This is a genomic window from Patiriisocius sp., assembly GCF_051252435.1.
Classification (GTDB): domain Bacteria; phylum Bacteroidota; class Bacteroidia; order Flavobacteriales; family Flavobacteriaceae; genus Patiriisocius.
Genome location: NZ_JBPOFW010000001.1, coordinates 331,392 through 348,068, shown reverse-complemented (window position 1 = coordinate 348,068; position 16,677 = coordinate 331,392). Strand labels below are relative to the sequence as shown.

Annotated in this window: 11 protein-coding genes; 2 read left to right on the top strand and 9 right to left on the bottom strand. The window is 38.0% G+C overall.

The window, feature by feature from the left end:
* Positions 1-217: 217 nt before the first annotated feature.
* The 5 genes from ACSHW7_RS01505 to ACSHW7_RS01485 all read right to left on the bottom strand — a co-directional run bounded on the left by ACSHW7_RS01505 (position 218) and on the right by ACSHW7_RS01485 (position 5,489).
* Positions 218-3,670, bottom strand: coding sequence for a pyruvate carboxylase (locus ACSHW7_RS01505; RefSeq protein WP_435677549.1), 3,453 nt, complete (start codon positions 3,668-3,670; stop codon positions 218-220).
* Between the two features lie 105 nt (positions 3,671-3,775).
* Complete coding sequence (locus ACSHW7_RS01500) at positions 3,776-4,828, bottom strand: hypothetical protein (protein ID WP_435677548.1); 1,053 nt, start codon at positions 4,826-4,828, stop codon at positions 3,776-3,778.
* A gap of 219 nt (positions 4,829-5,047) precedes the next feature.
* Positions 5,048-5,164, bottom strand: a complete 117-nt coding sequence (locus ACSHW7_RS01495) for a hypothetical protein (RefSeq protein ID WP_435677547.1) — start codon at positions 5,162-5,164, stop codon at positions 5,048-5,050.
* Entirely contained in the window at positions 5,112-5,321 is a 210-nt protein-coding gene (locus ACSHW7_RS01490) for a poly(ethylene terephthalate) hydrolase family protein (protein ID WP_435677546.1), read from the bottom strand. Before ACSHW7_RS01490 ends, ACSHW7_RS01495 begins: the two co-directional genes overlap by 53 nt.
* 15 nt (positions 5,322-5,336) lie before the next feature.
* Positions 5,337-5,489, bottom strand: a complete 153-nt coding sequence (locus ACSHW7_RS01485; RefSeq protein WP_435677545.1) for a hypothetical protein — start codon at positions 5,487-5,489, stop codon at positions 5,337-5,339.
* A 176-nt stretch (positions 5,490-5,665) separates the two neighbouring features.
* On the opposite strand from ACSHW7_RS01485, the gene ACSHW7_RS01480 reads away from it, so the two are divergent.
* Both ACSHW7_RS01480 and ACSHW7_RS01475 read left to right on the top strand, forming a co-directional pair.
* Positions 5,666-8,314, top strand: coding sequence for a DUF5916 domain-containing protein (locus ACSHW7_RS01480; protein ID WP_435677544.1), 2,649 nt, complete (start codon positions 5,666-5,668; stop codon positions 8,312-8,314).
* 126 nt (positions 8,315-8,440) lie between these two features.
* Complete coding sequence (locus ACSHW7_RS01475; protein WP_435677543.1) at positions 8,441-8,941, top strand: hypothetical protein; 501 nt, start codon at positions 8,441-8,443, stop codon at positions 8,939-8,941.
* Between the two features lie 91 nt (positions 8,942-9,032).
* Here the strand turns inward: ACSHW7_RS01475 and polA are convergent, their stop codons facing one another.
* The 4 genes from polA to ACSHW7_RS01455 all read right to left on the bottom strand — a co-directional run bounded on the left by polA (position 9,033) and on the right by ACSHW7_RS01455 (position 16,494).
* Complete coding sequence (polA, locus tag ACSHW7_RS01470) at positions 9,033-11,900, bottom strand: DNA polymerase I (RefSeq protein WP_435677542.1); 2,868 nt, start codon at positions 11,898-11,900, stop codon at positions 9,033-9,035.
* A gap of 344 nt (positions 11,901-12,244) precedes the next feature.
* A complete protein-coding gene (locus ACSHW7_RS01465; protein ID WP_435677541.1) occupies positions 12,245-14,638 on the bottom strand; it encodes a T9SS type A sorting domain-containing protein in 2,394 nt (797 codons plus the stop codon).
* Positions 14,639-14,661: 23 nt separating this feature from the next.
* Entirely contained in the window at positions 14,662-15,516 is an 855-nt protein-coding gene (locus ACSHW7_RS01460; RefSeq protein ID WP_435677540.1) for a hemagglutinin protein, read from the bottom strand.
* Positions 15,517-15,678: 162 nt separating this feature from the next.
* Positions 15,679-16,494 carry a hypothetical protein gene (locus ACSHW7_RS01455; RefSeq protein ID WP_435677539.1) on the bottom strand — a complete coding sequence of 272 codons (816 nt, stop codon included), beginning with the start codon at positions 16,492-16,494 and terminating at the stop codon, positions 15,679-15,681.
* Positions 16,495-16,677 lie beyond the last annotated feature (183 nt).

Sequence of the window (16,677 nt, the reverse complement as noted above, 5' to 3'; positions counted from 1 at the left end):
AATCTTATTTGTTTGAATAACAAATAGTAGTGTGCGTATTTTTTCTGAAATTTTCTTCGGAAAGAGTACTTATATATAATGACTCATAAAAATGAAGATACATTGTATTGGTTTTCTTCGGAAATATGATATCCAAGAAACAATGTCAAAGGCTTAAATGTATTGAATAAATTAAAGTGTAGTCACATTTCCGAAGCACTAAAAAAAGACTAAAAATTTATTCTATTTTTAAAACCAAATCTCCAGTCATCACCATTTCGCCTTGTTTTAATTCGACCGCGCTAACCGTTCCATTTTTTAAAGCCGTCACGGTAGTTTCCATTTTCATAGCTTCGATGATAAACAAATGGTCATTTTCTTTTACCTCTTGGCCCGCTTTTACCAGAATTTTATAGAGCATACCTTGTAACGGTGCGCCGTATTCATTGTCATTTTCCGCATCAGCTTTTGTTTTTTGATGGATTTTTATATCCATTGATTTATCTTCGATTTCAACAAAACGGTTTTCACCATTTACTTTAAAGAACACCAAGCGTTTTCCCTCATCATTGGGAGGAGTGACCGAAAGTAATTTGACGATAATCGTTTTTCCAGGCTCTAGCTCAATCATAATCTCCTCGCGTTGCTGCATCCCAAAGAAGAAATTTTTAGTGGGTAAAATAGAAACGCTACCAAACAGTTTATACTTTTCATGCGCTTGTTCAAAAACACGGGGATATAAACTGTAGCTCAAGAAATCTTCAAAAGCAATTTCTCTGCTAAAGTCTTTCTGAAATTTCTTTTTAAAAGCTTTAAACTCCACATCAAAATCGATGGGGTCCAAATGTGCGTTAGGTCTATCTGTGTAAGGAACCTCTTTCTTTAAGATAATAGCTTGCAGCTCTTTTGGGAAACCATCTTTGGGTTGTCCCAAGTCTCCTTTAAAAAAACTAACTACAGATTCAGGAAACGATAAACTTGCCCCTCTTTCAAAAATATCGGCAGTGGTCAAATTATTTGTGACCATGTAAATCGCCATATCTCCCACGACTTTAGAACTAGGGGTCACTTTTACTAAATTTCCGAAGAGCGTATTTACCTCTGCATACATTTTTTTCACTTCGCTAAAACGGTCACCCAATCCAAGCGCAATAGCCTGAGGGCGTAAGTTTGAGTATTGTCCGCCGGGAATTTCATGCGTATAGACTTCCGCCGTTCCTGCTTTAAGGCCTGACTCAAACGGATAATAATATTCACGAACATCTTCCCAGTAATTAGAATAAGAATTTAAAGATTGAATATTAATTGGATTTGCACGCTCGTGGTGCTTGGTCATCTCCACAATGCTATTAAAATTAGGCTGGGATGTCAATCCGCTCAATCCAGCGAGGGCAACATCCACTACATCAATACCAGCCTCAATCGCTTTTAAATACGTAGCAGATTGAATTGAAGATGTGTCATGCGTATGCAAATGTAGCGGCAAGTCAATAGTGTCCTTCAAGGCGCCAATCAACTCTGTTGCGGCATACGGCGTGAGTAGTCCTGCCATATCTTTAATCGCGATAATATGGGCTCCAGCATTTTCAAGGTCTTTGGCCAATTGTGTGTAATATGCCAATGTATATTTTGTATTATTTTTATCCAGAATATCGCCCGTATAACTAATGGCAGCCTCAGCGAGACCGCCCGTTTTGTTTCGCACATATTCAATACTTGGTGCCATTGCTTTGACCCAATTGAGCGAATCGAAAATTCTAAAAATATCGATACCGTTTTCCCACGAGGTTTCAATAAATTTCTCAATTAAATTATCTGGATATGCTTTGTAGCCCACACCATTTGAACCGCGCAACAACATTTGAAATAAAATATTGGGCATTAATTCTCGCAACTGTCTCAATCGCGACCACGGACTTTCGTTTAAAAAGCGCATGCAAACATCAAACGTAGCACCGCCCCACATTTCAATACTAAAAATTTCTGGGTGGTTTTTTGCATAGCTTTCAGCTACTGCCACCATGTCTTTTGTTCGCATTCGTGTAGCGAGTAATGATTGGTGCGCGTCTCTAATCGTGGTGTCTGCGTAATGGATTTTCTTTTCGTTCTTCAACCATTTTGAAAAACCTTCTGGCCCCAATTCTGTCAATAAATCTTTTGTTCCCTTCGGAAATGAAGCATTGCTATCAAATGGAGGAACAACCGGATTTCTGAAAATTTTATTCGTATCCACAAATTTTACATCGGGGTTTCCGTTGACAATCACTTCACCCAAATAGTTTGTGATTTTCGTAGTTCTATCCTGTGGAATTTTAATATTGAATAAAGAAGGATTTTGTTTTATAAAATTAACTGAAGCCTTCCCATTTCTGAAATCATCATGCAGAATTACATTTTGCAGAAAATGAACATTGGTCTTAACTCCTCTAATTCTAAATTCCTTTAAAGCCCTACTCATTTTGCGCACCGCGCCATCTAAAGTCCTTCCGTGTGCAGAAACTTTGACCAACATAGAATCAAAAAACGGACTCACATTATACGATTGATAAATGCTACCAGCATCCAGCCTGATTCCCATTCCAGAGGCGCTGCGATACGTTGTAATCGTACCGTAGTCTGGTGTAAAATCGTTTGTGGGGTCTTCGGTTGTTAATCTACATTGTAATGCAAAACCGTATGTGGCAAGTGATTCTTGCCCGTAAATTTTAATTTGTTCATCGTCTAGTTTATAACCGCCTGCGATGAAAATTTGGGATTTAATTAGGTCAATTCCTGTTACCATTTCAGTAACCGTGTGCTCCACTTGAATTCGCGGATTTACCTCAATAAAGTAAATGCTGTCATCATCATCGACTAAAAACTCAACCGTACCTACGTTGTTGTAATTCACTTCGCTCGCAATAGCGATGGCATATTCGTATAATTTATCTTTGACAGTTTGTGAAACGTTGTACGATGGAGCAACCTCAACCACTTTTTGATGACGCCTTTGTACTGAGCAGTCACGCTCAAAAAGGTGTCTAATATTTCCGTGGTTATCTGCCACTATTTGTACTTCAATATGTTTGGGGTTTTCTACATATTTTTCTAAAAACATGGTGTCATCGCCAAACGAGTTGAGTGCTTCATTTTTAGCAGAATCAAAACTTTTCTCCAGCTCCTCAGGTTTTTGAATAACGCGCATCCCACGTCCACCACCACCGGAGGCTGCTTTGAGCATTACGGGATATCCTATTTTTGAAGCTTCGGAAAGTGCTATTTTAAGTGATGTTAAGTCTTCGGTATTACTATTTATTGTGGGAACATTGCATTTTTGGGCAATCTTTTTTGCCATAATTTTGTCTCCAAGCGCATCCATCACCTCGGGTTCCGGCCCGATGAAAATAATGCCATTTTCTTTACACGCTCTCGCAAAATTTGAATTTTCAGAAAGAAAACCATATCCCGGGTGGATAGCATCCACATTTTTTTCTTTAGCAAGTTTGATAATCGCATCAATATCCAAATAAGGTTTCAATGGCTCATTGTCGGCACCTATTTGATACGACTCATCTGCCTTTAAACGATGCTGCGAATATCTGTCTTCGTAGGTGTAAATTGCGACTGTTCTCAGATTGATTTCAGTGCAGGCACGCAATACTCTAATGGCGATTTCGCTTCGGTTGGCGACTAAAATTTTTTTGATTTTCATAGCTTCGGAAATTTTAAACTTAAAAATAAGATGCGTTGCTAAAGATACAAAATACTATGCGCGCATAGTATATTTCATAGGTCTATTTATTCAAGAATATTTTAATTATAAAAATGGATTCTCATTTTGGTAATTCCGAACAATAAAATCAAGTGCGGCATCAACAATTTCGCCCATTTTTTTTGCTTTTTTAAAATTGACATCACCTGTGAGTTCAAGGAGTGCTTTTTTGAGTTCTTTAATTTTTTCGGGCTGCGAAATTTCATCTTCCCGCATACAAACGAGCAGCTCATTGAGTCTGTCTTTTTCACTCGTCGCTCTTTTAGCCAATAAAGACCGTTCCTCTCTTTTGTATTGTTCGATGGAGGGTTTTTTTAAAACTTCGGAAACCAACGTGACTAGTACATTGTTCTCTTTCAAAAATTGTGGGCGGTACACGCGTACATTCCCTTCATAACTTTGCTGGTCAAAATCAATCGCACGAATACGATATTGAATTCTGTCAAAATCGTTAACTAGTACCATTACATAATTGTAAGAACGCATGTCTCCCAACAAACGCACAAAGCACCGCTCATTGAATTTTACAAACTCCTTTGCAATTTCTCTTTTATCTTGATCAGAGCATTTGTTTAAGTGATGTTCAATAAAATCGTCTCCCGGAATTCCTGAAATATGTTCCTCGATCAGCGAATTTCCGTGGACTAAAAAGTTGATGTGATTTGGTGATAAAATATGTTCCAATTCTAAGCCGTAAATCCTCGACGCATCTGCTTTTTTAATGTAGAAAAAAACATAATTATCGTTTAATATATTTCGCACCTTAATTCTAAATGGCTTTGAATTTCCGAAGGTACAATAATCAATACTGTCAATGTTGAGGTAGGGTAACAGCGAGTCTGAGCCGTCACTGTGCAAAATGGAATACACTAATTTGAGACTATGCTCAATGTCTACGCGCTCGTACTCCGAGTAATATACTTGTATCCATAAAGAGTCTTCGCCGTGCTTATCATAGACAGTGATTGAACCTTGATAGCGCAATAAGTCATCATAAAATATGGGTATTTTTATATTCCGCGCATACTTTGTGAGGTAACTTGAAAGCGTCTCGGTTATGGGATACGTAGGTTTCTTTTTTGAAATTAATTTTTGCATTCAAAGGGTTTATAAACCTTAAAGATACTAGTTTAAATAATGCCTTTTTTTAAATTTTCTTCGGAAATGTAACTATTGAAAGCAATGTCACTTCAAATTACAAACAGCAGCAAAAGTTTAACGCGTTTTATTTCCGAAGTGGAAATTATGACTTTAAAATAAAATGGGTCCAATTTCAATGATAGAAATTGGACCCATACTTAATCTCTAAGTTTTGTTTTATTCTTTTACCACTTTAAACGTTTGGTCTGCAATCTTTACGTAATAGATATTTGCTGGCAAATTAGATAAATCTATTTGTTTGATATTTGTCGAAAGTTGGCCCTCTTTTAACAATTGGCCAAGCGTTGAATATACTTGATACAATACCGTGCGAGGCGTAAAACGGGCCCCATTGTTCAACACTTGAAGGTAATGCTGTAAAACCTGGAACAATGGCAATACTCGAATAGGGTGGAGTTGCATTTGTAGGGTAGTAGATGGTTGCATCCAAATAATCCGGGCCGTTTCAAATTCCGTCTGCTTCGGTTAAAGTTGCAACATCAAAAGGCCCCGGATTTGTTAGACTTTCAATAGTGACATCTTCGCATTGCGCTAGAAGCGATGGCGTGGATGAAAATATTAAAAATAGTACAATTGCTGTAGCGTATATTCTTTTCATACAATGAAATTTTAAATGTGTAGTAAATATAATATATCTCAAGCGATATTAAGAACACATCACAGAACGAACAAAACAATTATTTTAAGGTTTGTTTCATTTCAGAAAGAATTACCTTGAACTGTAACAATTCTCTAAAAGTCTAGTCTTAATACTACAACCAAAAACCGAATATCATGACCTATTCAATAAAGCAGGTCTTTTTTTGTTTTGCTCTATTTCTTTCTATCACTGTCATCGCGCAGGAGGAACCTGTCGTACAGGATCAAATTATTCCTAAAAGAACATATACAACCGTTTCAATAGCAAAAGATCAATCCATCAACATAGATGGTAGTATTGACGATGAAGCATGGGAAGCTGCGAGCTGGACGAGCGATTTTACACAATGGCAGCCAGACAATGGCAAACCTCCCACGGAGCAGACAAAAATGAAAATTTTATATGATGCCAATAACGTGTATGTGGCATTCAAATGTTATGATAAAGATCCTGGGGGAATCGTGCGGCGGCTCTCGCGACGGGATGGATTTGACGGTGATTGGGTAGAAGTAAATTTTGATAGCTACGACGATGACCGTACAGGGTTTTCATTCACAATAACCGCTGCGGGTGTAAAAGGGGATGAGTTTATTTCAAACAATGGCAATTTTGATGAGAGCTGGAATCCCATCTGGTATACAAAAACAAAAATAGATGCAGATGGGTGGACTGCGGAAATGAGAATACCATTATCCCAATTGCGTTTTAGTGCAGAAAATACTCAAACATGGGGATTACAGGCAACGCGGCGTTATTTCAGAAATGAAGAGCGTTCCACTTGGCAGGCCGTGGGAGCAAATGCTCCAGGATGGGTAAGTGAATTTGGAATTTTAAAAGGAATCAATAACATTGAACCTCAGCGCCAACTTGAAATTCAGCCTTATGGATTAGCACAATTGGACACTTACGAAACCGAAGAGGGAAATCCATTTAGAGATGGTAGCGATACACGATTTACCGCAGGACTCGATGCAAAAGTGGGGATTACAAACGACCTTACATTAGACGTAACAATAAATCCAGATTTTGGTCAAGTAGATGCAGATCCGGGAGCCATTGCCCTCGATGGATTCGAAATTTTCTTTCAAGAAAGGCGTCCATTTTTTATCGAGAATAAGAATATTTTTGACTACAACATTAGTGGCGACTCAGACAATTTGTTCTTTTCAAGACGAATTGGTCGAAGTCCGCAGGGTAGTGGGTTTGGGCCAGCGACGGCATATTTAGACCAACCCAATAATACAACTATTTTAGGCGCAGCAAAGTTTAGCGGAAAAACAAAAGACGGCTGGTCTGTGGGTGTTTTAGAAAGCGTAACCTCGGAGGAATTTGCAGATGTCATCGACGAAAACGGAGAAGAAAACGAAGTACTCGTTGAGCCATTGACCAATTATGTTGTGGGTAGAGTTCAAAAAGATTTCAATAATAACAATAGTTATGTGGGTGGTATTTTTACCGGTGTACACCGAAATATGGATAAGAATATTTCATTTCTGCACACCCAAGCTTTTAGTGGCGGATTGGATTTTAGACACAACTGGAAAAACCGAAATTACTATCTAGATGGCAATATCGTTACAAGCACAGTGCGCGGTAACCCGGAAGCCATTGCCGCGACTCAGCAAAGTATTGTTCATTTGTTTCAACGTGAGGATGCAGACCACGTTGAAGTTGACCCAACAAGAACTTCGTTGACAGGAACTGGCGGTAAGCTGGCGTTTGGTAAAAGTGGTGGAGGAAATTGGCGCTATAATGGGGGTGTGTCATTTAGATCACCCGAATTAGAATTAAATGACATCGGGTTTTTAAGACAGGCTGATATTATTCGTCAATTTGCAAATGTTACATATCGATGGAACCTACCCGGTAGCTGGTACCGTAGGGCCAATATGAGATTAGAAGAGTTTACTACGTACGATTTCCAAGGAAATTATAATCGGATTCAATATGACTTGGGAGGAAATGTACAGCTCAAAAACAATGGATTTGTTGACGCTGGTGTTTTTCATAAGCCAAGAATTTTTATTACTACATTTTTAAGAGGAGGACCACGATGGAGATACTCACAAGAAAACGGTGGCTATCTTTATGCAGGGACTGATGAGCGTAAAAAGTTTAGAGGATTTGCAGGTGTTTTTGGTAGTCAAGCGGGACAGGATAATTTCTCCTTTCTTCAAGCCGAAATTGGCCTTGATTACCAGCCTACAAATGCAATAAATATTTCGTTGCGAACCGATTATACAACAAACCCCAATAAAACCCAATACGTAGCCCAAGCCGAAACTCCCGAAACGACACGTTATATTACGGGCGAGATTGACCAAAAAACATTGAGTGCAACCCTGCGCGTTAATTATACCATCAACCCAAATTTGACCGTGCAATATTACGGTCAGCCGTTTATTGCAAAGGGGAAATATTCAAACTTTAATTATGTAACAGATGCAGACGCTCTAGATTTAAATGAGCGCGTGCAATTATATAATGATAATCAAATAACTTTTGAAGATGGTGCTTATTTAGTAGATGAAAATGGAGATAACACAACTGATTATGCGTTTGGAGATCCAGATTTTGCTGTGTTGCAATATCGTAGCAATCTTGTAATTCGCTGGGAGTATATTCCCGGATCAGAGTTATTTGCTGTGTGGTCTCAGGGCGTAAACGGGTTTAGTCAGCGAGATGCCAGCGAAGGGTTTAATACCATTGCAGACAATCAATTATTTACTGCAAAACCTGAGAATACATTTTTGGTAAAGTGGACGTATCGATTTGTTCTTTAATGCCAAGTTCTTTTTCTGGAAATTTTAAATATTGAAAAAATCGCAAACATCGTTCACTTAACTAAAATTGCTTTAGTTTTGCAAACTTAATTTACGATTATAAACAAAATTAGATTTAGATAAAGAATGAAAAAGTTATTAAGTCTGTTGGCAATAGCATTAGCAATAGCCTCTTGTGGGAATGATGATGATGCAATTGTTGAACAAGAAGTTGAATTAGGAATTGTTGGTGAATTCGAGATGACTAATTATAACTCACCATTAAACGATGATTATAATGGTGATGGAGTGACCTCCTCAAATTTGATTGTTGAAGCCCCTTGTTTTGAACTAACGCTTATTCTAAATTCTGATAACACTTATAATCTGAATGGAAATGACTTACAATTTATATCTAATTCTAATGGTGAATTATCTGTAGATTGTCTAAATCCTCCTTTTGTTGAATTAGGTACTTATACGATGACAGATAATGTTTTAAGTTTAAACCAAGAATCAACTACAAACGATGATCCTTTTGAAGTAATTCCTTTTTCAACGGGTCAAACCACCGTATCAGATGAAGGATTAGTTTCTACTCTACCTACGGCATTTGGAGAGTTAGTTGTTACCTTTGAGAGGAGATAAATTATTGAGCAGATTCAAACAATTATTATATTTAACATCCAAAATCCCAAATTCAATTTTGAATTTGGGATTTTTCTTTACAAATTAGAAATCAATGCGCCTCTAACCAATTTTCTCCTAATCCGACCTCTACATCTAATGGAACGCTAAGTTTAAATGCATTCTCCATTTCAGATTTGATTAAGGTTTTCATTTCTTCGAGTTCTGGTTTGTAAATATCGAAAACCAATTCATCGTGTACTTGTAAAAGCATTTTTGATTTGTAATTTCCTGTTTCCAGTTTGTTATAGATATTTATCATCGCGATTTTAATGATATCTGCCGCACTCCCTTGGATGGGTGCGTTTACAGCGTTTCGTTCTGCTGCGCCTCTCACTACTGCGTTGCTACCGTTGATGCCTGTTAAATATCTTCTTCTTCCCAAAACTGTTTGCACATATCCATTTTCACGCGCAAAATCTACGAGCTCTCCCATGTATGCTTTTAGTTTTGGGTAGGTTTCATAATAAGCATCAATCAATTCTTTTGCTTCGCCTCTTGATAAATCGGTTTGATTGCTCAATCCAAAGGCTGAAACGCCATAAATAATACCGAAGTTTACCGTTTTAGCATTGCTACGTTGTTCGCGGGTCACTTCATCTAAAGGAACATTAAAAACTTTTGCAGCTGTAGAAGCATGAATGTCTTCGCCATTGGTAAAGGCTTCAATCATTGTAGTTTCTTTACTAAGTGCCGCAATGATTCGTAGTTCGATTTGGCTATAATCTGCCGCTAATAAAACATAGTTTTCATCTTTAGGGACGAATGCTTTTCGCACTTGGCGACCGCGTTCTGTTCTAATAGGGATATTCTGTAAGTTAGGGTTGTTACTGCTCAAACGTCCCGTAGCAGCAACCGTTTGCATATAATCTGTGTGAACGCGATTTGTAATTGGCTCTACTTGAGTGGGCAGTGCATCTACATATGTAGATTTTAATTTTGCGAGTCCGCGATATTCGAGGACATCTTTTATGATTTTATGGTCTTTTGCTAAATAGCTGAGCACATCTTCGGCAGTGGAGTATTGGCCTGTTTTTGTTTTTTTAGGTTTGTCCACCAATTTCAATTTTCCGAAGAGAATATCACCCAATTGCTTTGGAGACGCAATGTTAAATTCCTCTCCGGCTTCTTCATAAATATGCTTTTCTAAAGTAGCAATATCAGTCTCCAAGTCTCCGGACAAACTATTTAAAAATTGCTCATCTAGATTAATGCCTTCGAGTTCCATTGCAGCGAGTACGCGCAACAAAGGGATTTCAATGTCATCAAATAATTTTTGTAATTCACCGTCTTTAAGTTCGGCAGCAAAATGTTCTTTGAGTTGGAAGGTAACATCGGCATCCTCAACCGCATATTCGGTTTGTTCTTCTAGAGGAACGTCGCGCATGGATTTTTGGTTCTTTCCTTTTTTACCAATAAGTTCGGTAATGGAAACGGGTGTGTAATTCAAATACGTTTCGGCTAGTACGTCCATATTGTGCCTCATGTCTGGGTTGATGAGGTAATGAGCGAGCATGGTATCAAATAATTTTCCCTTTACGGAAATGTTATATTTCGCCAAAACTTTAATGTCATATTTTAAATTTTGTCCTACTTTTTCTATTTCCGAAGCCTCAAAAAACGGACGCAGCTGCTCAATGATTTCTTGAGCTTCGTCTCTATTTTCGGGGATGGGCAAGTAAAATCCTTTTCCTGTTTCCCAAGAAAAAGCAATGCCCACAAGTTCTGCGGTCAATGGATTGAGTCCTGTGGTTTCGGTATCAAAACAAACACTGGTTTGCTTCATTAAATTGCCGATAAACAATTTTGTGCCCATTCCCGGTTGGATGGTTTGATAAAAATGCTCGGTGTCTTTTATGGTTTTTCGGCTGCTGTAATTTTCGGTTGCAGTATTAACTTCGCTGTCACCACCAAATAGTGAAAATTGTCCTTCGCCAGCTGTCCCTTTTTTGGAAGTTGTCCCCATCTCGGTCTTCCCCGAGGGGGGAGAAGATGTTTTTTCTTGATGGCTTGTGCCAACACTTGCCATGCCTTCGATTGAAAATGCTTTGAGAAAATTGTCTTTTAGTCTTCTAAATTCCAGTTCCTCAAAAATCTCCATTACTTTCTCTGTGTCTGGCGGGCACATTTCAAAATCTTCCTCGTGGAATTCCACAGGAACATCTAGCATAATCGTAGCAAGCTTTTTTGAAAGAAGACCGAGCTCCCCATTGGCTTCTATCTTCTCTTTCATTTTGCCTTTGAGTTTGTCTGTGTTGGCCAAAAGCCCTTCCATGGAACCAAATTGCTTGATAAACTTTTTTGCCGTTTTTTCGCCGACCCCGGGCAATCCTGGGATATTGTCGCTGGAATCACCCATCATCCCTAAATAATCAATGACTTGGTCTGGTGTTTCAACTTCAAATTTTTTCTGAACTTCAGGGATTCCCCATGTTTCATATCCGCCGCCAAAAACGGGACGGTACATGAATATATTTTCGCTTACGAGTTGTGCAAAATCTTTATCGGGAGTTACCATAAATGTGGTGTATCCTGCTTTTTCAGCTTGTTTTGAAAGCGTACCGATTACATCATCTGCCTCAAATCCTTCTTTGACAAGAATAGGGATTTTCATAGCTTCGAGAATGTTGTAAATATGTGGAATTGCAGAACGGATATCGTCGGGAGTTTCGTCTCTATTTGCTTTGTATTCCTCATACATTTCCACACGGTCAACGCTCCCTCCTTTGTCAAAACAAACCGCAAGATGATCTGGGCGTTCTCTTTTTACAACATCGATTAAAGAATTCATAAACCCCATTATTGCTGAGGTGTTCTGTCCTTTGCTGTTAATTCTCGGGTTTTTTATAAAGGCATAATAGCCACGAAAAATCAGGGCATAAGCGTCTACAAGGAAGAGTCTTTTTTTAGTGTCTGGCATAATAGTACTATTGTTCATTTCAAAAGTAGAAAAAAGAATACGCAACTTCACCGAATGACACTTTAGGTTTTTAACATTGCTGTAATTTATTTCCGAAATTAAATTTCGGTAACAAACAAAAACCAAAGCGCCACAATCCTAATTGGACGTGGCGCTTTCGGTTTTGCTAGTTGAATTATTAACGATGCGTATCTATTTAAGCGACTTTTTTTCGCTTCGGAAATTTTAGATCCCTTACTTTTTCGGTTTTTACAATTTCAGAAATAAGCGTTATAGCTCTTGATTCTTGAATGAAATTGTCCCTCAGGAATAATATTTCGGTTTCCAAAAATAAAGACATCACGTTAATTTTGTTTTACGAATCGACGGTTGATAGTGCCTTGCTCTGTTTCAATTATTACAAAGTACACCGCACTTTGAAGCGTGCTCACATCAATCGTTTTCAAGTTTGATGCTACGTTTTCTTCCATCAATAAAACACTACCCTTCATATCTAAAAGTTGAATTTTATCAATCATTGTAGCTGGTGACGAAATGTTGATAAGGTCTTTAGCAGGATTGGGATAAAGGCTTATGTTGTTCAGCGCAATATCTTGGTTGTTTAAAATTTCGGCATCTCTGAAAAAGAGCGTAAAACGATTGTCAAAAGTCCCTTGACCACTTGTAAATGTGTACGGCTCATTTTTTAGTGCGGTAACCATTCCTGTAAGGTTATCTCTCAAATAGACAGGTTGGTCTTGGAATAGTTCGCCATCCATCGTTATTAAAGAAATAGAATATTCTGCGGCATCAAGAGCCACTTGACTGGAAAAACCAATTCCCACTTCAATAGCATCATTAAATGCTTCTCTTCCTTGAATTGCAAGTGCTCCTGTGCCATCAAGGTGATGTGAATAAATCCCTAAAGGTGCACCTATGCGGTCGCTGTCATATTTGGCATCAAAAAGAGGAGTTCCGTCTTCTACAAAACCTACAAGTGTGGTGCTCTGCAGTTGATAGTCTGAATTTTTAACACTTATCCAAAGTCTATTTTTGTCGGCCGTTTGATTTCGTAACGTGTTGTTATTGTCCACGCGTCTCATGCTATTGTTAAACACAGCGGTTTGTCCTGTGTTTGTAGTAGCTCCATTGTTTTTTACACCAAATCCTTGTCCGGTAGAGATTGAAAAATCTCCCATAGTTGCTGGCGTTGGGCTACCTGTCATGGCTGGAGAAAAGCCCATGCTATTGAAGATTGAAATATCTGCCATGTTAAAGTTGGCCGTCAACCATCCTGGAAATGCTCCAGGCGTTGTGTTATGCTCCCAGAGATATAACTCATCGATTGCGTCGTTTGCATTGAGAAAGTCCAATGCAGATATTGCGGAAGGATATGGATTAGATAATAAGTTGGGACTTGCGTTTTTGTTTTCGGCTGGTGTGCCTTCCATATTATACCCTAAAGCATAATTAATGATACCATTGTTCATGGTTCCATCTGTTGCGTTTTGCTCGTACAATATGGTGTATGTTTTATCTCCGTCTTGCAAAGATTCTTGAGGATTTGTATAAAATCCTTCACCCGCGGTGTAAATACCGGTATAGGTGGTCCAGTCATCTCCTTCTTGATCTACAAAATTAGCTCCGTTAGGAAATTCGTCTTGCACATCTTGATTAGGGGAAAAACTGCTTGTTGTATGGTTTAATTTTCTGAAAATTTCATGCGGTGTGTTTCCCGGGTTCATTGGGTCTGGAGCAATTTCAGGGATGTCATTTGTCATGGGACTTCCAATAATCATAAAATCTCTTGGCTCTAACTCTGGTGTTTCAATCAACACACTTAATGATGAATTATTAGTAACCACTGCATCATCATTTACCTGTACTAGACTACCTGTAGGTAGTACAGAAAATACGCCATCATTGGTGATATCATTTTGTATTCTCGCATAGGAGTTTGCACTTACAATTAGTGAACCGCCTTCAGCGATTGTTAATTCGCAGGCTTCTAAATCTCCTTGTATTTCCGTTAGATAAGTTCCTTCAATGATGGCACTCATCGTATTATCTGGCGCCATTGGGTCCCACATATTTTGAGTGGTAAAAGTAGTTGTTCCACCTGCGCATAATTCTACTGGTAGTGCTGCGCCACTATTATCTGTACCGTCATATCCTAAAATTTGAAAGTAATCTACTCCAACAACACCGCAATTTTTCAATGCAGGGCCAGGTGTAGTATCACCACAAGCCGTAAAAAAACCATTTGTAAAATCTGGTCCTGTAATATCGAAGCTTATCTGTGGGTCTTCATTGATATTAATCATTTGAATTTTGAGATGTCCCAAAACTCTACCTTCGGAAACAATATTATTTTCAGCCATACTACCTGATGATAAACTTTGCTCATAAGCTATTGAAACTATACCGTTTGATCTATTTTGAATTATAGGTGAATCATATATAGGGAAAAAATTAACTTCAGATAAAATAGAACCAGGGGTGTAATCAAAATCAACGGTAGTATCATCGATTTCAATACCAAAAGCAGCTGGATTGTAATTGATATAAAATTGTCCATCCCCTATTTTAAAATCTACGGCAGAAGTTCGAGTAGCTATAATATCAACTTCGTAAAAGTCTGAGGTTCCATCATTAGTTAACATAGCATTGCTAAATGTAAGTGCGAGATTTTCATCTTGTGAAAACGACGCCATTACTGTTAAAAGTAATAATCCTAATGTGAGTATATGTTTTTTCATTATTTAATTATTTATAAGATAAATTAATATTGTATTCCCCGACCCAAATTAGGGCGGACGTGCAAATTGATGTCTATTGTTTGTAATTCTCCATTCAGGTCTGCGTCAAGATTAGTATACCCAGAAGCTCCTAGAGCGGAACTTAAATTATTAAGGTCAATGGTTTGTACTTCGCCATTGGGTGTTACATCTCCAGAAACCATTGCGAATACACCAGATACATTTGAGACAGCATTTAAACCACCATATACTGCGATTGGATCTTCGCTCAAATCAACACTAGTTGAAGAAGTTATAGCTATAGGAGTAGCACTTAATATTGAAAGGTGATTTCTATGCCCAACATTTATGTAATAAGTACCTCTTGGCGAGTTAAAATTAACTGGTAAGGTACCGTCCACATCAACAATGTCTCCGTCGCGTTGTAGCAAAGCAGATCTAGATTCTATCACTATAGAGCGATCTGCGGCATCTCTCAGCTCTAAAAGTACCCAATCTACAATTGCTTCACTGCCTGTAATAGAAAAAACACTAACATCACAAGTTAATCCGTCTGCATAAGGACTAGTAGTGGGTAGTTGGTTATTAACACGAAGATTATCGTTCATTAAACCTGAGGTTTGAGCAGAAGTAAAAGGTCCTTGCAAGAAAACTTTCGGATTTACTGAAACTTTAATTGAAGTAGGATTAATAAACCCTTCACTAAGTTGAATATTACCCGCGCTTCGCTCTTGCACCATCACCTCACCAATGGTATAAACCATTTGAATATTTCCTGCGGAAACGGAACCACCTCCACTATCAATGCTTGATTTTACAATAGTTTGTGCATAAATGCTACAGGATGCAAGCAATGCGATAAAAAGTATTTTTTTCATAATTATATGATTTCAAGTATAAAGTTATGTTTGAATGAACTGGGTGTCAAAAATTTTTAGTGAACGAATGTTTTTTTTAGTGAACGAGATTAAAAAACGAAATGCTACTTGGTTATTAGCATACATGAAGTAAATCAAATTGCTATTCGTATCATTGAGCTATTACCTAATGCGCTCAATTTCGAGGGTAACATTGTTGACCTGTGTTCCAGAACTACTAGATATAAAAATTTCAACATAATCTCCTGGCACGAGATATTCAGTTGAGTAAACGGTATTTGCGTCTCTATTGTCGGCAACATTATGTAGTCTCACTTGATACGTATGCGATTTAACCGATTGTCCATTTACCCTTATTGATGGCGACACAATAGAATAAGAGGGGGTTCCGGATGTAGAAGTATTCATATCCACTTCAATCTTGTAATAGCCTGCCGCTGAAGCTGTAAATCTGCTCAATAGTGGGTCGAAGGACGCAGTTGGATCTGGTTCAAAATTATTGGTGAGGTCAAAAATTTCAGTAGTAAAAAAGGCTTTCCCTCCTAAACTTCCGCCTACTGCTTTTACCAATGCAAAATCTGATACCGGACTTTTCTCTACGGTTTCTGCCATCATAGCATACGGCACACTCTTAAACTGTGTAGTGCCAAGATCTACAAACCCATCTCCACTATCTACTTGCACGTTTAAAAAATGATCGGCACTGCCCCAATCAACAGTTAAAAAGTTACCACTATTAACCGTGCCTTCTCCAATGTTTATAACTACTATGCCATTTGCATCTGTAGTCGTGTCGTGCGTTTCTTGATATACATTTAAAGTTCCGCTTTCTAAAATTTGAAACTGAACAAAAATGCCTTGGCTCACAAGTGCATCACCATTGGCATCTTTAATAAGTGCTTTATAATTGATGCCATTTTGCGCAATACTTACTGCGGAAATTAGTAGGGCAATTAAAAAAAGTAATTTGTATTTCATGTTTTAATGTTTTATAAAATGCTAAACCTATAACCGAACGAAGAGACTCACAAATTTTTTTAGTGAACGAATGCTTTTTTTAGTGAATAGAAGATTCTCTATTTATTTAATATTTCCGAAGTAAAACAAACAATTTAATTGATTAGCATTAAATGCTGATCCCGAGATGAGACATTAATTATT